Source organism: Candidatus Binatus sp. (assembly GCF_036567905.1).
Taxonomy (GTDB): Bacteria; Desulfobacterota; Binatia; order Binatales; family Binataceae; genus Binatus.
Window position 1 is genome coordinate 1 of record NZ_DATCTO010000050.1, and the last position, 18,715, is coordinate 18,715.

The 18,715-nt window shown below is 63.1% G+C and carries 17 protein-coding genes and 1 tRNA gene; 3 read left to right on the forward strand and 15 right to left on the reverse strand.

The genetic code is table 11. The features are described from left to right. From VIO10_RS08220 to VIO10_RS08235, 4 genes are all read right to left on the reverse strand, one after another. Positions 1–260: hypothetical protein (locus tag VIO10_RS08220; protein ID WP_331962133.1), on the reverse strand; the 260-nt coding region annotated here is incomplete at its 3' end. Positions 261–324: 64 nt separating this feature from the next. Then, positions 325–1,524, reverse strand: coding sequence for an aspartate aminotransferase family protein (locus tag VIO10_RS08225; protein WP_331962136.1), 1,200 nt, complete (start codon positions 1,522–1,524; stop codon positions 325–327). Then, entirely contained in the window at positions 1,521–2,831 is a 1,311-nt protein-coding gene (locus VIO10_RS08230; protein WP_331962139.1) for an acyl-CoA reductase, read from the reverse strand. Before VIO10_RS08230 ends, VIO10_RS08225 begins: the two co-directional genes overlap by 4 nt. Beyond that, positions 2,828–3,982, reverse strand: coding sequence for a hypothetical protein (locus tag VIO10_RS08235; protein WP_331962142.1), 1,155 nt, complete (start codon positions 3,980–3,982; stop codon positions 2,828–2,830). Before VIO10_RS08235 ends, VIO10_RS08230 begins: the two co-directional genes overlap by 4 nt. Before the next feature lie 326 nt (positions 3,983–4,308). Here VIO10_RS08235 and VIO10_RS08240 point away from each other — a divergent pair, with 326 nt between their 5' ends. Then, positions 4,309–4,722, forward strand: coding sequence for a hypothetical protein (locus tag VIO10_RS08240; protein WP_331962145.1), 414 nt, complete (start codon positions 4,309–4,311; stop codon positions 4,720–4,722). Between the two features lie 127 nt (positions 4,723–4,849). Next, positions 4,850–5,758: a S1C family serine protease gene (locus tag VIO10_RS08245; RefSeq protein ID WP_331962149.1), complete on the forward strand. Its 909-nt coding sequence runs from the start codon at positions 4,850–4,852 to the stop codon at positions 5,756–5,758. A gap of 276 nt (positions 5,759–6,034) precedes the next feature. Here VIO10_RS08245 and ppdK read toward each other — a convergent pair whose 3' ends face one another. Together ppdK and VIO10_RS08255 are read right to left on the reverse strand one after the other, a co-directional pair. Beyond that, positions 6,035–8,812, reverse strand: coding sequence for a pyruvate, phosphate dikinase (ppdK, locus tag VIO10_RS08250; RefSeq protein WP_331962152.1), 2,778 nt, complete (start codon positions 8,810–8,812; stop codon positions 6,035–6,037). Positions 8,813–8,830: 18 nt separating this feature from the next. Then, positions 8,831–10,150, reverse strand: coding sequence for a glycine--tRNA ligase (locus VIO10_RS08255; RefSeq protein WP_349259234.1), 1,320 nt, complete (start codon positions 10,148–10,150; stop codon positions 8,831–8,833). Positions 10,151–10,456: 306 nt separating this feature from the next. Here VIO10_RS08255 and VIO10_RS08260 point away from each other — a divergent pair, with 306 nt between their 5' ends. Then, the gene (locus tag VIO10_RS08260) at positions 10,457–10,792 is read left to right on the forward strand and encodes a hypothetical protein (RefSeq protein WP_331962158.1); all 336 of its coding nucleotides are present in this window, start codon (positions 10,457–10,459) and stop codon (positions 10,790–10,792) included. A gap of 33 nt (positions 10,793–10,825) precedes the next feature. Here the strand turns inward: VIO10_RS08260 and VIO10_RS08265 are convergent, their stop codons facing one another. From VIO10_RS08265 to def, 9 genes are all read right to left on the reverse strand, one after another. Then, positions 10,826–12,079 carry a CoA transferase gene (locus VIO10_RS08265; RefSeq protein ID WP_331962161.1) on the reverse strand — a complete coding sequence of 418 codons (1,254 nt, stop codon included), beginning with the start codon at positions 12,077–12,079 and terminating at the stop codon, positions 10,826–10,828. Continuing rightward, entirely contained in the window at positions 12,076–13,278 is a 1,203-nt protein-coding gene (locus VIO10_RS08270) for a CoA transferase (RefSeq protein ID WP_331962164.1), read from the reverse strand. Before VIO10_RS08270 ends, VIO10_RS08265 begins: the two co-directional genes overlap by 4 nt. Before the next feature lie 101 nt (positions 13,279–13,379). Then, positions 13,380–13,718 (reverse strand): P-II family nitrogen regulator, encoded by a 339-nt coding sequence (locus VIO10_RS08275; protein WP_324095547.1) that lies wholly within the window; start codon positions 13,716–13,718, stop codon positions 13,380–13,382. Between the two features lie 319 nt (positions 13,719–14,037). Further along, the gene (gene plsY, locus VIO10_RS08280; protein ID WP_331962170.1) at positions 14,038–14,646 is read right to left on the reverse strand and encodes a glycerol-3-phosphate 1-O-acyltransferase PlsY; all 609 of its coding nucleotides are present in this window, start codon (positions 14,644–14,646) and stop codon (positions 14,038–14,040) included. Between the two features lie 195 nt (positions 14,647–14,841). Then, positions 14,842–14,916, reverse strand: a tRNA-Pro gene (locus VIO10_RS08285). A gap of 93 nt (positions 14,917–15,009) precedes the next feature. Then, entirely contained in the window at positions 15,010–15,690 is a 681-nt protein-coding gene (rpe, locus tag VIO10_RS08290) for a ribulose-phosphate 3-epimerase (RefSeq protein WP_331962217.1), read from the reverse strand. A gap of 132 nt (positions 15,691–15,822) precedes the next feature. Beyond that, positions 15,823–17,220 (reverse strand): 16S rRNA (cytosine(967)-C(5))-methyltransferase RsmB, encoded by a 1,398-nt coding sequence (gene rsmB / locus VIO10_RS08295; protein ID WP_331962173.1) that lies wholly within the window; start codon positions 17,218–17,220, stop codon positions 15,823–15,825. Beyond that, positions 17,217–18,203, reverse strand: a complete 987-nt coding sequence (fmt, locus tag VIO10_RS08300) for a methionyl-tRNA formyltransferase (RefSeq protein WP_331962220.1) — start codon at positions 18,201–18,203, stop codon at positions 17,217–17,219. Before fmt ends, rsmB begins: the two co-directional genes overlap by 4 nt. Then, positions 18,172–18,714, reverse strand: coding sequence for a peptide deformylase (gene def / locus VIO10_RS08305; protein WP_331962175.1), 543 nt, complete (start codon positions 18,712–18,714; stop codon positions 18,172–18,174). Before def ends, fmt begins: the two co-directional genes overlap by 32 nt. Position 18,715: the final 1 nt, after the last annotated feature.

Sequence of the window (18,715 nt, forward strand, 5' to 3'; positions counted from 1 at the left end):
CGCGTCCACACCAGCCCGAAGAACAGGCAGGTCACGCCCAGCATCAGCCAGTCCAGGCCTGACCCCGGCGAATGCTCTCCCCGCACCTGCTGTTCGCGCGCAAGGTACGCCAGCAGCATGAAGATCGCGACCGCGCCGCCGAGTTTCACGACTCGCAGCGATTCCTCGTCATCCTCGGTCCAGATGAACTCCGCAGTGGCGCGGCCGAGGCCGGGATACGTCAGCGCGGATCGGCCGTCGTTTTTAATTTGCTCCGCCAATCAGGCTCCCCCAACATTTTTTCCGCGCCGTCCAACTCCTCTCATGATTACCAACAGCCTGACCTCAGCGCCGGATTGCATCAAGCGCCTTTTCCATCGCGCTCAACGCAAAATCGACCTCGTCCGGCATGATCGTAAGCACCGGCGCAAGCCGGACTACGTTGTCCGCATTGAGCGTCCAGTTCAGAACCACCCCGCGCGCTAAAGTCGCCGCCACAAAGCGCCGCGCCAGCGCCGCATCGCGAAACTCGATACCCACCAGCATCCCGAGTCCGCGCACTGCCGCGATTTCCGGCGCGCGCATCGCCAACAGCCGCCGCACGATCTCCTTGCCAATCGTCGCGGCGCGCTCGTATAGACGCTCGCGCACGATCACGTTCAGGGCAGCCAGTCCGGCTGCGCACGAAAGCGGATGGCCGCCGAAGGTCGTTATATGTCCGAGCGGGGGATCGTGCGAGAGCGTGCCAAGAAGCTCGTCGCGGCCGCACAATGCGCCCAGCGGCAGACCGCCGCCGAGCGCCTTGGCCATCACGACAATGTCGGGCACGACGCCAAAATGCTCGAGCGCGAACAGCTTGCCGGTGCGGCCAAAGCCCGTCAGCACCTCGTCGAAGATGAGCATCGCACCCGCGCGATCGCATCGTTCACGCAGCGCGCGAATGAATCCGGCCTCCGGGATGCGCACGCCGCCCTCGGCCTGCACCGGCTCGACAACCACCGCCGCGATGGTCGAATCGATTTTCGCAAGCGCTCCCTCGTCGCCGAACGGCAGATGCCGCACCGGGCCGGGTAGCGCGCCGAACGGCTCGCGCATCGCGCGATTTCCCGCCAGCGCAAGCGCGCCCATCGTGTCACCGTGATACGCCCCGTCGAACGCCACAAATCCCGCGCGTCCGGTGAACTTGCGCGCCACCTTCAGCGCACATTCGATAGCTTCCGCTCCACTGTTGGTGAAATACACGCGCTCGAGCGGCCGCGGGAGAAGCTCGGTGAGCCTTCGCGCCAGCATCACCTGGCTCTCGATCACGTACTCGCCGTACACCATGACGTGCAGATGGCGTCGCGCCTGCTCCCCGATCGCGGCGAGCACCTCGGGATGTCCGTGGCCGAGGGCACAGACGCCTATCCCCGCGATGAAATCGAGATAGCGCCGTCCGTCCGACGCGACCAGCCACGAACCCTCGGCGCGCGAGATCTCCAGCCCGATCGGTGCGTCGGAAGTCTGCGCCAGATTTTGGCGGAAGAAATCGCCGAGATCGCTCATCGCGCTCCAACCATCATATCGATAAACCCGCCTCCACCGTGGCGCCAATCAAGCGGCGGCGATTGCATCTCGCCGGGTGCGCACACGTACGGTATACCGATCGCTTCGACGGTTGCGCCTATGCCGGCGGCTTCCGATTCATCGCCAGCCACCGCCATCGCTTCGATCCGTCCCGATACACCCGCGATGCAATCGCGAAATTCCCCGAGATCGCGCACCCCGGTCACGTGCACCGTCCTGAACCCCGGCGAAACTTTGAAGGAGTCATCCCGCGCCGAACTCGGCTCGAAAACCACCGTCCATTCAAGCCGGTCTCCCTCAAACAGCTCGACCGGCTCGCCCGCAATCCGCCGCCAGCGCGCGCGCTCCCGCAATCCGCGTATTTCGGCGGCGTCGCGCAATGGGATTTTCGCCGGCGGCATCGATTTCCCCATGCGTTCGAGCGCCGCTGACATTCGAATCGCCAGGTCGCGCGCTGCGTCGCCGGGATGACTCACCACGAACACATGATGGAGCGACAGGCAGCCCAGTTGCTCGAACAATGCGACATCGCGCGCGAGCAGCTCCGCGACCCTGTCGATACGCGACGGATCGGTAGCGCCCGGCGCGACCACGGCGGCGCTGACCCGGCTGCCGAATCCGATCACATTGGGCCGGCTGTGAAGCGACTCGATCGTCAGGTCGTCGCCGTACGCCACCACTCGCTCGCAATTCGCGATCAACGCCGCGGTCAGATCCGCGCGCGCGCGGCTCCAGTGGAAGACCTCGATGCGCGCGCCGGCGTCGGGATCGATCTCGGCGAGCGTGCGCGCAAACTCCGCGAAAAATATCGGCTCGGCCGAGGCGGTTTTAACCAGCACCCCTGCGCCTGCCACCAGCGCGATCGCGATCTCATGCATCCCGGCGCCGGCAACGTTGCCCGCGGCGATGAATCCGGCCGTCTTTGGCCTGTCGATCCCGCCGCTCGCCGAGACCCGCGCGGCGATCGACTTCAACGCGTCGATGGTGAATGGTTTCAGCAGCGCGTCGATCGAGTTTTCGAGCATCGCGACGGAATACCCCGCCGAGCGCGCGATTGCGGCGATCGCTTCGCTTCGGCGCGCGTAATCCCGATCGCGCCAGAGTTCGAACGCGCGCGCCAGTGCCCTGGCCATTCGATCCGCGCCGGGGTTGACGTTTTCTGCTCCGCGCACGCGCGCCGCTGCCGATGCTATATCCGATTCGATCAGCCGTGATGAATCGAGGCCGGCCGTGCCGGGACCTGGCGCGCCCGCCTGCGCTTGGCTCGACGCCGTACTAACGCTCATCGCGGAGCCTCCACGCGTTCGGGGGTCACCTCCGTCCTGCGCGCCGCTTCAGCCGCGGAGAATTGCCCAATCGCCAGCGCGCAGCCACGAGCCTCTCGGCCCGTCGCTCTGCCAAGCAGGCGAACCCGGCCACGCTCGACCCAGCCGAGGTCTTCCGTCATGACCGCGGACACCGAGCCGACGTTGGCCAGATCGAAGAACGTCAGCAGTCCGCTCTCCCCGTCCGGCATCGGCCTCAAGGTGACCGGATCCCGCGCCGTCACGCGCAGCCATGGCGGCGGAATTTTGAACCGGTCTTTCGTATTCTCCTGCGAATTTGTATTCGACACGCCGGGGCAGTTGAACGCCGTCGCGTCGTAAAGCTGCGAGCACAATTCCGTCATCCCGTATTCGTTGACAACCATCGCGGGCGCGATCGCGAGCAATTCGCCGGCCCGGCCAATCACCTCCGCGGCTTGCATCGGTACGGCCTGCCCTTTGGCCCCGCCGGTGTCCATCATTCGCGAACCCGGAGCGAGCCGAAGCTTCACGCCGCCGCTGCGAAGCTCGGAAAACAGCGCCGCGAAGGCAGCCGTGGTGCCCAGGATGCACACCGGTTCGCGCCGTGCCTCGGCGTCGGCAAGAAACCCGGTCGCCGCTTCAACATCGATACGGTCGCGCGATGCGGCCGCCAGATGCGTGCGCGTCCCGAATTCTTCGATACACCAGCCGATCATCGCCGCCAGCGACGACTCCGGCATCACGTCCGCGGTCGGATGCATCGCGAGAATCGCCACTCGACGAGCGTCGGGGAACAGCATCGTGCGCAGATGAGAGATCGCCGAGACGCGATAAATCTCGGGCCGCGCAACGATATGGCGTCCGCGGCGTTCCCGCCCCTGCGTGGTCCCGCTGGTGAGAAAAATGGCTGCTTCTGCTGATTGCACGGACCCGTCGATCGCAAAGTCGGCGTACTTGAATGCGACATTGCTGACCGCCGGGATATCGTCCACGATCCGCACCGCGCCAGGATCGACGCCGCGCCCTTCGCAGTAGCGCCGATATGCGCCAACCGCCTCGAATTGATGGCGAAAGACGTCCAGCGCAAGCCGCTGGAACGATTCAGGCTCGGGCCTGTGGATAAACGTAAGAACCTGCTCGTAGATGGACATCGGATTGGCGCCACGGGCCGACGGGGGATGATCATGGCACCGCCACGCGCGCCCATTCAATCCTGTGATCCTGCGGCGCCTTTTGAGAGCGAAAAATGACCGTATTTACGTGGCCCTCGAAATGCTCTAGACTCCGGCCTGTTGTGGGAGGCGGAGGATGCGTCGGTGGCGGAAAGAGCCGGTTAAGCGAGGCCTTCGGCAGGTTCGGAGGGCTTTATTCAGTCAATGCCGTCCAACGTACCGCAATTTGGGATGTAACCAACTTTGCGTTTACGAGATATTATTGCTAAACAGGTTGCCTTCGAATCGGGGAGAACCATCGCGAAATGAAGAAATTCGCCGCCGGCGTGATGCTGGGCTTTGTTGCTAGCTGGGCTGTTGCTTTTGCTTCGGCCAACGTGAGCCACAATGGCAATTTCTGGGGCCGCCTCAATGGCGCAGCCAAGGACGGTTACGTCAATGGCTACTCCGATGCGATGCGGGTGAGCGTCGGCAAACTCGACGTCCTCAATTCCGCCGCCGAACTGTTTCATTGGAAGGGCGCCCGTCGCATTATCCGTCAGCTCTCGGGACAGCTCTCGATGGGCGGGGTGACCGCGAATCAGGCGGTCAAGCGGCTGGACGAGTTGTATTCCAATCCGAAGTATAGCGAGCTCGATCTCGGCGAAGCGCTGCAGACGCTTTCAATTCGCGCCAATGAAACCGCGCTGCCCAATGCGCGGGTGAAGAGCGCGAAGTAAACCCCTTCGATTTTCTCATCTGAGGCGGTCTCGTCAGGGACCGCCTCTTTTTTTTCGCCACACGCTTTGAACGATCGCGCTTGAAACGGCAGGTGCGCGGTCCTAGCCTAATTCGCGGGACATCCACGTGAACGCGCCCATATTCCTGCTTGAAAAAGTTCTCCGCGCCACCGTTGGCGTTCACTCGCATATCCCATCGACGCATGTCTCGACCGCGATTGGGCTGGGCACCGATCGTCGCGGCACCGGCACCGTCATTAGCCCCGACGGACTGATCCTCACGGTTCACTACCTGTTGCTCGGGGCGCAAAACGTGATCGTCACGCTGCCCGGGGGCGAGCAACTCAAGGCAAAGATCGTAGGCAAGGATTACAGCACCGGACTCGGCCTGCTGAAGATCGATCGCGACAACATTCCCTGCGTGGAGGTCGTGTCGTCGGAAAAATGCGTCGTCGGGCAGGAGGCGTTCACCGTCGGCAGTCTCGGCGGCGAGAAGCGATGCGCTGATTGCGGCATCATCACGTATCTCGGTCCCTTTGACGCGGTCTGGGAATTCGTGCTCGACAAGTGCGTCTGCGTCACCGCCTCGTCGCTCAACATCGGGATGAGCGGCGGACCGATCTGCAATCTTCAGGCGCAAGTGGTGGCGGTTTCATACTTGAACTTCGCCGACCTGAGCCGCGCGATTCTTGGCGTGCCGGGCGAATGTTTCCTCGCCGTCCGCGATGAGTTGATCAAACATGGCCGGCGCACCACCACCGCACCGCGCGCCTGGCTCGGCGTGCTCTCATACACGCTGCGCGACCACGTTGTGATCGCGGGCGTGATGCCCGGCGGTCCGGGTCAGAAAGCCGGCCTGCAACAGGGCGACCTGGTCATTTCGATCGATGACACCGACGTGAACGACCGGCGGGTTCTTTACGAGGCGCTCCGCAACCATCGGCCCGGCGAGAGCGTCAATCTCAAGGTCCTGCGCGACAATCGCGTTTACCAGCTCGATATCTCCGCCATCCGTGCCGAAGATTACTTCGCCTAGATTCCCGCGCCGTCGCGCGAGATCCTTCGCTGCGCTCAAGATTACAAAAAAATGCGAGCGGCCGCCTCTTTCCCCCTTACCGGTTCTAACAGGGCCCTTCGACTTCGCTCAGGGTAAACTCCGCCCGCGTCTTTTCTTAACATCGGGTGCAGGGGTCACCCCTGGCCGTGGCGACGGCAGCGCAGTATTAAGCCACTGGCAGAGGCCGCGCCCGCCAACGGCGGGCGGCCTTAATACTGGGTGCAGGGGTCACCCCTGCCAGGGGTCGCCCCTGCGCTACACGTCCTTGAACGCAACTTTTTTCTGCGAGGCCTCGATCGCCGCCTGCGCGGCAGCCAACCGCGCGACCGGAATCCGATACGGCGAGCACGACACGTAATCCAGCCCGAGGCGATGGCACAGCTTGACGCTGGCGGGATCGCCGCCATGCTCGCCGCAAATCCCGATCTTCAATTTCCGGTTCGCCTTGCGCCCGCGCTCGATCGCGATTTGCATCAACCCGCCGACTCCGACCGGATCGAGCACCGCGAACGGGTCGTTTTTGTAAACTCCGGTACGAATGTAGTCGGGGAGGAATTTTCCCGAGTCATCGCGCGAGATTCCATAGGTCATCTGCGTGAGATCGTTGGTCCCGAATGAAAAGAATTCCGCGACCGCGCCGATCTGATCCGCAACCACGCACGCGCGCGGCACTTCGATCATCGTGCCGATCGTGAATGGCACTTTGATGCCGCGTTCCTTGAACACCGCGGCCGCCACTTCACGAATCTGCGCCGCCAGGATGTCGAATTCCTTGCGCTCGCCGATCAGCGGCAGCATGATTTCGGGCATCGCCTTGACCCCTTGCTTGCGCAGTTCGCACGCCGCCTCGAGAATCGCGCGCGCCTGCGCCTGGTAAATCTCGGGGAAGCTGATTCCCAGCCGCGAGCCGCGATGCCCCAGCATCGGATTGACCTCGAACAGGCTCTCGCGCACTTGCTTCAAATGCTCCAGCGTGGTGCCGATTTTGGCGGCCAGGTCGCGCAGCTCGCTGTCGGCATGCGGGAGGAATTCATGCAACGGCGGATCCAGTAAACGGATCGTGACCGGCAACCCTGCCATCGTCTTCAGGATTCCGATGAAGTCCTCGCGCTGCATCGGCAGAATCTTTTTAAGTGCGCGCCCACGCTGCTCCGCGTTCTCCGCCATGATCATTTCGCGCACGGCCGAGATTCGCTCGGGATTGAAAAACATGTGTTCGGTGCGGCACAGCCCGATCCCTTCGGCGCCAAATTCGCGCGCGATTTTGGCGTCGTTGGGAGTGTCGGCGTTGGCGCGCACTCCCAACTTGCGCTGCGCGTCCGCCCACGACAGAAATTTCTTGAAGTAGGGCGGCATCTCGGGATCGACCGTCGGCACCCGGCCCTCGATCACTTCGCCTGACGCTCCATCGAGCGTGATGTACTCGCCGCGGCGGACTACCGTGCCGTTGGCCGACAGCGTGCCGGCGCCGTAGTCGATTTCCAGCGCCGAGACGCCGGCGACGCACGACTTGCCCATCCCGCGTGCGACCACGGCCGCGTGACTGGTCATCCCGCCGCGTGCGGTGAGGATTCCTTCGGCCACCTGCATCCCGTGGATGTCTTCGGGCGAGGTCTCCAGCCGCACCAGGATTACTTTGCGGCCCGACGCCGCCACGGCGACCGCTTCATCCGCCGAGAACACCACTTCGCCGTTGACCGCGCCCGGCGATGCGGGCAGTCCGCGCGCGATCACGTGCTTTTTGCTCGACGGGTCCAGCCGCGGATGCAGAAACTGCTCGAGCTGTTCGGGCTCGACGCGCTTGAGCGCGGTCTTGCGATCGATCAGCTTCTCGTCGGCCATATCCACCGCGATGCGCACTGCGGCTTGCGCGGTGCGCTTGCCGGTGCGGGTCTGAAGCATGAACAGGCGATTGCGCTCGATGGTGAATTCCATGTCCTGCGTATCGCAAAAATGCTTTTCGAGCTGCGCCGAGATTTTGAGGAATTGCTTGTAAACGTCGGGAAAGCTTTCCTCGAGCGTCGAGTATTGCGTCACCCGCTCGGCCTCGCTGATACCCGCGCGCGCGGCCCACTGGCGCCCCGCCTTCAGGCTTATCTGCTTGGGGGTGCGGATGCCGGCGACGACGTCCTCGCCCTGCGCGTTGGGCAGATACTCGCCGTAGATTCCTTTTTCACCGGTGCCGGGATCGCGGGTGAATGCGACCCCGGTGGCGCAATCGTCGCCCAGGTTGCCGAACACCATCGACTGCACCGTGACCGCGGTGCCCCAATCGCCCGGGATGTTGTTGATTCGCCGGTAGGTGATCGCGCGATCGTTGTGCCACGAGTCAAACACCGCGCCGATCGCCATCCACAGTTGTTCGCTTGGATCCTGCGGGATGTCGCGGCCGACCCGCGAACGAATCATCGCGCGGAACTCCCCGACCAGTTCCTGCAAGTCATCGACCTTCAGGTCGGTGTCGTTCTTGACGCCGCGCGCCGCCTTCTTGCGATCGATAATTTCCTCGAACGGATCAGGATCGTTCTTGTTCTCCGGCTTGAGCTTGAGCACCACGTCGCCGAACATCTGGCAAAACCGCCGGTACGAGTCCCACGCGAAGCGCGGGTTGCCGCTGATATCCGCCAGTCCCTTCATCGTCTCGTCGGTAAGGCCGAGGTTCAGCACCGTGTCCATCATTCCCGGCATCGAAACGCGCGCACCCGATCGCACCGACACCAGCAATGGATTCTTCGCGTCGCCGAACTTGCGCCCGAGCGCCTTCTCGATTCGCGCCACACTCTTCGCCACGCCTTCGGTGAGACCCTTGGGGTACTTGTGGCCGTGATTGTAAAAGTAGTTGCAGACTTGCGTCGAGATCGTGAATCCGGGCGGGACCGGCAGCTTGAGCCGCGCCATCTCGGCCAGGTTCGCGCCCTTGCCGCCCAGCAGATTGCGCATCGCGGAGCGTCCCTCCACCGCGCCCGCACCGAAAAAGTAGATCTCAGGATGAATACGACCCATGTGAATCTGCGTCTCCCGTCTCCGCATCATGCGGAAAGATTTTGAAAGTTATGCCGGCTCCGGAGCGATCTCGCGCGTCCAGCCTATTCGATCGCTGATCTCTTCGACCAGCCTCGCTATCGGCACGCGATCCTGCGTCATCGAGTCGCGATCGCGAACGGTCACCGTGTCGTCTTCCATCGTCTGATGGTCGATGGTCACGCCGTAGGGCGTGCCGACTTCATCTTGGCGGCGATAGCGCCGGCCGATCGAACCCGCTTGATCGTAAGCGACGGTGAAATGACGCTTCAGCGCGTCGCGCACCGCGGTCGCCTTCTCGGGCTGTCCCGCCTTGCGCAGCAGCGGATAGACGGCAACCTTGATTGGCGCGAGACGGGGATCGAGCCGCAGCACGATGCGCTCCTCGTTATCGACCACGTCCTCGTCGTACGCGTCGAGCATGAACGCGAGCATCGCGCGATCCACCCCCAGCGCGGGCTCGATCACCCACGGCCGAAAGCGTGTCTTGGTGTCCTCGTCGAAATAAGTCAGGTCCTTGCCGCTGAACTTCGCGTGCTGATCGAGGTCGTAGCTGCCGCGCTTGGCCACACCCTCCAACTCGCCCCATCCGAACGGGTACAGGAACTCGATATCGGTGGTGCCGCTCGAATAATGCGACAATTCATCGGTCGCGTGTTCGCGGGCGCGCAGATGCTCGCGCTTGATGCCGAATTTGACGTGCCAGTTGAATCGGAAATCGACCCAATAGCGATACCACTTCTCTTCTTCCTCGCGATCGGGACGAACGAAGAACTCCATCTCCATCTGCTCGAACTCGCGGGTGCGGAAAATGAAATTCTCGGTGGTGATTTCGTTGCGGAACGACTTGCCCTGCTGCGCGACGCCGAACGGCAGCTTGACGCGCTGCGTATCGACGACGTTCTCGAAGTTCGAGAAAATCCCCTGCGCGGTTTCCGGGCGCAGATAGACCACCGCCGCGGTGTCTTCGACCGGACCCATGAACGTTTTGAACATCAGGTTGAAATTGCGCGCCGGCGTCAGTTCGCCGCCGCATTCGGGGCAGTTGCCGCCCGCGATGCGATCGGCGCGAAAACGCTGCTTGCAGTTTTTGCAATCGACCAGCGGGTCGGTGAAATTCTTGAGATGACCCGACGCTTCCCAGGTGCGCGGATGCTGAAAAATCGCCGAGTCCAGCCCGAGCACGTCGCTGCGGTACTGCACCATCTCGCGCCACCACGCCTCCTTGACGTTGCGCTTGAGCTCGACGCCCAGCGGGCCGTAGTCGAAGGTGGATCCGAGTCCCCCGTAGATGTCGCTCGTTGGAAAAACAATTCCACGGCGCTTGCACAGGTTGACCAGTTTTTCCATCGTGACCGCGCGTTTGGCGGCGGGCACTGTGTTTTCCGCGGACAACAAAAAATTCCTCCTGGAGCGCTGCGGGCGCGCTTGCCCGCCGAGCGAATCGTGAAGCCTATCATGGGCCCGAATGCCCCGCAATTTTCATGATTTGCTGGAAATTATGGCGATTTGCGCGCGACCCCGAAGCCGTCAGCCGGCGTTTTCGCAACGGCGCGCAGGCGGCGTATGGCCGTTTTCCCGAAGCTCGTGCTACAAGTCCTGACCATGGGATGAGGCGGCCGGCGCCGCTGCGCTCGCGGTCGAGGAGGACTTTCGATGCGAAATTCGACGCTCGTCATCTGCGCATTTACGATTGCAGCTTCGCTTGCGCTTGCGGGATGCGGTCATAAGCTGGTCGCGCACAACGGCGAAAGCACCGTCGCCGTCTATCCCGACGAGAATACGTTCACCAAACTGAGCGATTTGAAAAAGCAAGGCGGGGTCGTCGGCGGGATGATCGGAGGGCTTGGCGAAGGACTCGCCACCAAGCAGGTTGACAACAACACTCCGGTGCGAATCATCAACAGCGACGACAAAGGCTCGCAGATCGAAGTGCTCGACGGCGCGTTCAAGGGCCTGCACGGCTTCGTCCCAAGCGACAACGTGCACTGACGCGCGAGTCTCCGCGCCCGCGCGACTGGATTTTCACGATGCGGCGCGATACTGGCGCGGACTCGATCCGATGACGCCAATCCGCTCGAGTTCCGCAATCTCGTCGTCCGTCATTCCAAGCAGCTCTGCGAAAACCTGCCGGTTGTGCTCGCCGAGCAGCGGCGCGGGAGCATCGGCGCGCAGCGGAGTATCCGGGATGCGCGCGACGGCGCCGGGATAAAGATGCGTCCCGACGACGGCGCGATCGATCGCAACGAAATATTCGCGGCTCTGGAGCTGCGGGTCGGCGATCACCGCCGGCGCCGAATTGACCGGCGCAACCAGCACTCCCGCATCGCGGAAACGGGCGACGCAATCGTCGGCGTTCAATTGTGCGATCGCGCGCGACAGCTCCGCGTCGAGTGCGTCCTCGTTGGCTTTGCGGGCGGAGGCGCCCGCGAAGCGCCGGTCAGCGGCAATGCGCTCGAGGCCCAACGCGCCGGCGAGACTTCGCCACTGATCGTCGGTCTCGCAGGCAAGCGCGATCCAGGTGTCGTCTCCCGCGCACCGATAAATTCCATGCGGCGCGTGCTCGCGATGGCGGTTGCCGCGCGCCGCCGGCAGCCTGCCCGTGAATTGATAGTCGAGGATTTCCCCGGCGACGAACGGAATCAGCGACTCGACCTGCGCCAGTTCGATCAATTGCCCGCGCCCGGTGCGTTCGCGCTCGCGCATCGCCACCATCAGCGCGAACACGCCGTGCAACCCGCCGACGGGATCGCCAAGGGCGTTGCTAAGCGTGTAATGCTGCCCGTCGCCGTCGTGATAGCCGGTGAGTCCGGTCACTCCCGCCATCGCCTCGACGGTGTTGCCGTAGCCGCGCATGTTGCATTCGGGGCCGTCGCTCCCAAACGAAGGCATCGAGATCATGATCAGGCGCGGATTGATCGCGCTGAGCGAATGGTAGCCGAGGCCGAGCCGATCGATCACGCCCGCGCTGAAATTCTCAACCAGGATGTCGCAGAGGTTGACGAGGCGTTTGAGGATTTCAATTCCGCGCGCACTGGCAAGATCGAGCGTGACACCGCGCTTGCCACGATTGGCGGTGTTGAAGACCGCTGAGCGCTCTATCGGCTGCATCTCCGGCGCCGCCATCGAGAGCGAACCGCGCCACCAGTCGAAGTGATGCGTATCTTCAACCTTGATTACCTCGGCGCCCATCTCGGCGAACATTTGACCGGCCAGCGGCCCCGCCCATCCCATCGAAATGTCGAGCACGCGAAGCTTGCCGTCAAAGATGGTCTTCATATCGCGCCCGCTTTCTCGAGCGCGTCGATCTCGCCGTCGCTCAGCCCCAACCGCCCGCCGAAGATTTCGCGATTGTGCTCGCCGAGTCGCGGCGCCGGCCGCGGCGCTTCCCCGCGATGCGCGGTCAAGCGAAACGGGGTCCCCGGCACACGAATCGTTCCGAGCACCGGATCATCGATCGTCTCGAAATAATTGCGGACCCTGGTCTGCTCCCACTCCAGCACCTCAGCCACGCTCGGTATCGGTACGAGCGGAATCGCGCGGCGCTGCCCCTCGCGGTAGAGCCAGTTGCGTTCACGGCCGATGAAAAACGCTTCAACGACCTCGAGCAGGGCGTCGTTGTTGAGCATCCTGTTCAATGCGGTATTAAACCGGGGATCGGAAGCGAGCTCGCGACGCCCCATCAGATCGCACAATGCCTCGAACTGCTTGTCGGTCACGCAATGCAGGCCGGCGTATCCGTCCTTGCACTTCAGGGTCGCGATCAAAAACGGGCCGACCGCGTAGCGCTTGCCCTCGCGGCTGCGCACGACTCCGGTGTACTGAAAGGTGACGGTCTCATAGATCATCGTGGCGACGGTCGCCTCGAGGATCGAGACGTCGATATGCTGACCGTGGCCGAGGCCCAGATCGCGCGCCGCCAGCGCCTGCATCGCGGCAATCGCCCCGTACAGCGCGCCGACGTACTGCGCGAGCGAGCCCGGCGGTGTCAGCGGCTCGCGATCGCGCTCGCCCACGGGAAATGTCCATCCGCCGCGCGCGAACAGCGCCAGATCATTCAACTTGCCGTCGCGGTCCGGCCCATCCTGCCCGAAATTTGAAATTGAGACGATCGACAGCCTCGGGAACTTCGCGATCAGCTCATCGGGCGCCAGACCAAGCGCGGCCAGAGTGCCGGGCGCGAAGTTTTCAATCAGGAGATCGGCGCCGTCGAGCAGACCGGCGACGAGTTCGCGGCCGCGATCATGCTTCAAGTTCAGCGTAACGCCGCGTTTGTTGAGATTCAGAAACGCGAACAGGGCGCCGCGATCTTTATTGCCGGCGCGATGCGGCCCCAGCCTGCGTCCGCCGTCTCCCCATGGCGGCTCGATCTTGACGACGTCGGCACCCATGTCCGCCAGCAACTTGGTGGCGTAAGGACCCGCAATGAAGTGAGTGAGATCAACGACGCGGACGTCGCTAAGCGCGCGGTATCGCATTGACGTAGTCGCCCGGATTCGAGCGTATCGGGGCGCGCACTGTCAAACGGCGCCGTCGCGAGCAACGGAAAGAAGAACTGACTGATTGCGCGGCGCGATAGCTACAGTGCGTTGACGCCGCGCTCGCCGGTGCGGATACGCACCACCTCTTCCATCGGCATCACGAAGATTTTCCCGTCGCCGATCCTGCCGGTTCGCGCCGCGCGCTCGATGGTCTCGACGACCTGCGCCGCCAGCTCGTCGGAAACAATTATCTCGAGCTTTACCTTGGGCAGAAAGTCCACGACGTACTCCGCACCGCGGTACAGCTCGGTATGCCCCTTCTGACGACCGAATCCCTTGACCTCGCTGACCGTGAGACCCTGCACACCGATACTCGATAACGCCTCTTTGACCTCGTCGAGCTTGAACGGTTTGATAATCGCCTCAACCTTCTTCATAAGTCTCCTCTCGGTCTTTTCTCAGACTGGCCGTTCGGGACAAATGCCGGCCCGCCGCCCCGCATCCTCTATTAACCATTCTCCTAGGATGCCGATGGTTCAAGCCCCCCCGCCTCGCGCGTGCATCAGGACGGCTCCGACCAATACCTAGTCCATCCAGCGGGATTGCGGCAACATCCAGCGCATTGGTCAACGCAAGCGCGATGCCAACGGGCATTTTCCGCCGATGCACGTCACCGCGTTATAGATACCGCCCGGCGTGGCGCTCCTGGAACCTCCGCAATGCTTAACTGGCGGGCGTCCGATTAATCTACAGGCACTAACTGGAGGCGACGCGGTCACTTCGTTTGGGCTGGAACCTGGGCTCCTCGCCGCGCGATAGGCGCTGGATATTCGCGCGATGGCGAAACAGGACCAGCGCCGTCATCAGGATCGCGAGCAGCAAATAATTATGCGGCAATCCCAGGGCAGCGGCCGTCGGCGGCAGTGCGATCGCCGCGCCTATCGACGCCAGCGACATGATTCGGCTAATCGCAAACACCACGCCGAACACCGCAAGTGCGACCAGAATCACCATCGGCGCGAGCGCCAGCCAAATTCCCAGTGCCGCCGCCACGCCTTTGCCGCCACGAAAGCGGAGAAACACCGAGCAAATCGAGCCGACAAACGCCGCCAGACCGGTCCACGCGATAACCGCAATTGGAAACCCCGCCGCCCGCGCCACCATCACCGGTATGGCGCCCTTCAGCACGTCGCCGGCGAAGGTTATCACCGCCGCGCTCGTACCGCCCGCGCGCGCCACGTTGGACGTTCCGATATTGCCCGAGCCGACTCCGCGCGGATCGAAGCCGCGGATCCGGCCCACGATCACGCCGGTCGGAATCGAGCCTACCAGGTACGCGCCAACTATCAGGAGTGCTTCAATCATTTTTTTCAGTGAATTTCCTTCACAATGTAGCGCCCCGGTGGATGGCGCCTTGCCCTTGCCCCTGCTGCGAACGCAAAAAACTTGTGGAGACGATTCACTGAGGCGGCACCATCTGAAAGAGAGCGGACCAGCGGAGAGGCAGAAGCAGTATTCACGGTTGCAGCTGACTTGCGGAGAAACTTCACTGAAAAGAAATCGGGGTGACTGGATTTGAACCAGCGACTCCTGCGTCCCGAACGCAGTGCTCTGGCCAGGCTGAGCTACACCCCGTCTCCGGTTGAGCGTGATCGGGAGAACACCGACGAGTGGTTATAGCATCCGAGGCGATAGCGCGCGAGTCCGTTGGAAATCGCATGCGCTCGCCTAGATCGCCGCAGGAATGCGCGCAATCAGCTCGCGCATCTCGCCCACAATTTTTGTGTAATCGGGCTTGCTGAATATTCCCGATCCGGACACGAACACATTGGCGCCCGCCGCCTTCACCTCCGCGATGTTATCGAGCTTCACGCCGCCATCGATCTCGAGGTCGATACTGAGTCCGCGCCGCTTCAACTCGCGCCGGATGTAGCGCAACTTTTCCAGCGCGGCCGGGATAAACCCCTGGCCGCCGAATCCCGGATGCACGCTCATCACCAGGATCATGTCGAGATGCTCGGCGAAGGGGAGCACCCGGTCGGCGCCGGTCTCGGGATTGATTGCGATCGACGCGCGCGCGCCGAAGCCGCGGATTCGCTTCGCCATCGCGGGGATGTCGGGGCAGACCTCGCAATGCACCGAAATTAAATTGGCGCCCGCCTTCACAAACGCTTCGACGTACCGCGCTGGCTCTGAAATCATCAGGTGCGCATCGAGCGGCAGCTTGGTTATCCTGCGCACCGACTCCAGCACCGGAATTCCGATTGAGATGTTGGGCACGAAATGCCCGTCCATCACGTCGAAATGAATCAGGTCGGCGCCCGCCTTTTCGAGCGCATGAATTTCTTCGCCGAGCCGCGCGAAATCGGCGGACAAAATCGACGGCGCTATTTTGTCGGCTTGTTTCAGTCAGTCCCCTCCGAAAGTCGCTGTAGCCACAGATAGTGCTATCGCATCGCCGCCAGCAGGCAAAGCGCCTACGCGATTTTCAGTCTTTTCAGTGAATCTTCTCCGAAAGTCAGCGCCGCCCACGGATAGTGCTCAAGCGAATCTCCTGCGAACCAGGCGCGCGGCGAAAAAACCGTCCAGTCCGCCGACGTCCGGCCGCGTCTTCATGAATCCTCGCGCGTCGATCACGTCTTTCAACACGCCGTCAGCCGCAACGGCGCGATCGATTTCGAAATCGCCGTGGCGCGCGAGAAATCCATCGACCACGCCTTCGCCCTCTTCGGGTGCGATGCTGCAAACCGAATACACGATCGCGCCCGCGCGACGCACGATCGCCGCCGCATGCTCGAGCATTAGCGATTGTATCGCAGCCATTCGCGCCGGATCGCCGGGCTTGAGCCGCCACTTGATCTCCGGATGCTCCCGCAAGGTCCCGATTCCCGTGCACGGCGCGTCGAGCAGCACCGCTTCGATGCTCGAGGGTGCAAGCGGCACCGCAGCCGCCAGGTCGGCGCAAACAAACTCGAGATTACGATGCCGCAGTCGGTGCGCCAGGCCGCGCGCGTTCCTGAGTCCGCCCAGATTGAGGTCCACCGCGATCACTCGGCCGCGCTCTCCCACCAACTCCGCCAGATGGGTCGCCTTGCCGCCCGGCGCCGCCGCACAATCCACGACCGTCGCGCCCGCACGCGGCGCCAGCATTCGCGCGACCATCTGCGACGCTTCGGATTGCGCGTGGAACAGGCCGTCGCGATACGCGCGCGACTCGAAGTGCGGCGCGCTGCTGAGCACGATCGTTTCGGGCGCGCGGCCGGGCGCGCCGATCTCGAAACCGTCGGCGCTCAGGTTCTCGATTATCTCCGCGCGGGATCCGCGCGCGAGATTGAGCCTGATCACGTTGGGCGCGGCGTCGTTGTTCGCCGTCATCAGGCGCTCGGCATTGGCGACGCCGAACCAATCGACGAATCGTTCGACCATCCAGCGTGGATGCGAATACATAACGGCGAGATAACTTTTTTCGTTGCGCTCCCGCGCCGGCATCGGCGCCGTCTCACGGGTCGCGCGGCGCATTACGGCATTGACGAAGCCCGACGCCTTGCGCGCCTCGGGAATTCGCTTGGCAATGCTGACCGCAGTATCCACCACCGCGTGCTGCGGAATCCGGTCAAGAAATCGAAGCTGAAAAAGCCCCATCCGCATGATCGCCAGCGCCGCGGGCTGAATCCCTTCGAGCTTGCGTCCCGTCAGCTGCGTCAGCTCGTAATCGAGGCGTCCCCTCCATGCGAGCGTCCCGAGCACCAGCCGCGTGATCAGCCGGCGATCCGCCGGCGCAAAATCGGGCAGCCGCCCGCCCAGCAGAACGTCGGCGTAACCGGACTCCTGATCGACGCGATACAGAATCTCGGCCGCCGCCGTTCGCGACGCGAGCCCTTCGTCGGTCCGCGAGCTCGATCGCCCGGCGGGCGGTATTTTCGCCTGATCTTCGCTCATGAGCCGAACTGCGCGCCGGCTTCCACGCGTTTGCCGCGAAGGAAATCAGCCGCGGAAATTCTCTTTCGCCCGGCAGCTTGCACCTCGAGCAGCCTGAGTCGACCGGTTCCGCACTGGACCACGGGACTGGGCTTCACGCTCACGATCGTGCCAGGAGACTCGACGCTTCCGTCCTCGTGCGCAACCGCGGCGCGCCAGATGAGAACTTCGTCGCCGCCCAGGCGCGTCCGCGCCACCGGCCACGGATCGTATGCGCGCGTCATCCGCTCGATTTGCACGGCGCTCGCCGTCCAATCGATCACCGCGTCCTTCTTTTCGACCTGTGCCGTGTAGCTGGCGATCGCTTCGTCCTGCGGTGTTTCGACCAGCGCGCCGCGCGCAGCCAGATCGATCGCCTCGAGCACTGCGTCCGCACCAAGCTCCGCGAGTTTTTCCTTCAACGTTCCTTGCGTGTCGCCTGATTCGATCGAAATGCTGCGCTGCAAATAGATCGGGCCGGCGTCCATCCGCTCGACGATCCGCATGATCGTGACTCCGGTTTCGGCGTCGCCCGCCAGGATCGCAGCTTCGATCGGGGCGGCACCGCGATGGCGCGGCAGGAGCGATGCGTGGACGTTGATCGGCGCGATTCGCGCAGCGTCGAGAATCGACTTTGGCAAAATGCGTCCATAAGCAGCCACCACCAGGAGATCGGGCGCGAATGCCTTCAGCTCGCTCAAAAATTCCGGCGTCCGAATTTTGACGGGCTTCAGCGTCGGAATTTCATGGCGCGCCGCGAGCGCGCCGACCGCGCTCGGCTCCGTGCCGAGCCCGCGCCCGCGCGGCTGGTTGGGGCGCGTGACAACTCCGACCACGCGGAAGCCGGCTCCCGAAGCCGTTACGAGCCGCTCCAGGATGCGGGCCGCCAAGGCCGGCGTGCCCATGAAAACGATCTTTAGTGACTCGGCGATTTTAGATTCGCACCGTGGAGGGGCGCACGTTATCGGCTTTGCCCTCCTTGATTAACTTTTTCAGTTTGCGCTTGTAGAGTTCGCGTTTGATTCGGCTGATGCGGTCGATGAAGAGTTTGCCGTCAAGATGATCGATCTCGTGCTGCAACGCCACTGCGAGCAGATCGCCGGCTTCGATCTCGATCTCCTTCTCGTCGGGCGTCCACGCGCGCACCAGCACCCGCGCCGCGCGTTCCACGTCGGCGGTGTAATCGATCACCGACAGGCATCCCTCTTCCCAAACGATCTTGCCCTCGGCCTCTACCACCCGTGGGTTGATGAGTTTCAGCAGATGCTTGCCGGGCTGTTCATGGTCGGTGTCGAGCACGATTATCCGCTTCGATTCGCCGACCTGCGGCGCGGCCAGGCCCACGCCCGGCGCGGCGTACATGGTCTGCACCATGCTGTCGATCAGGCCTTCGACGTTGCCGTTGATATTTTTGACCGGGGCGGCCGGCTGCTTGAGCGAGTCGTCGGGAAATTTGCGGATTTTCAGCAGCGCCATC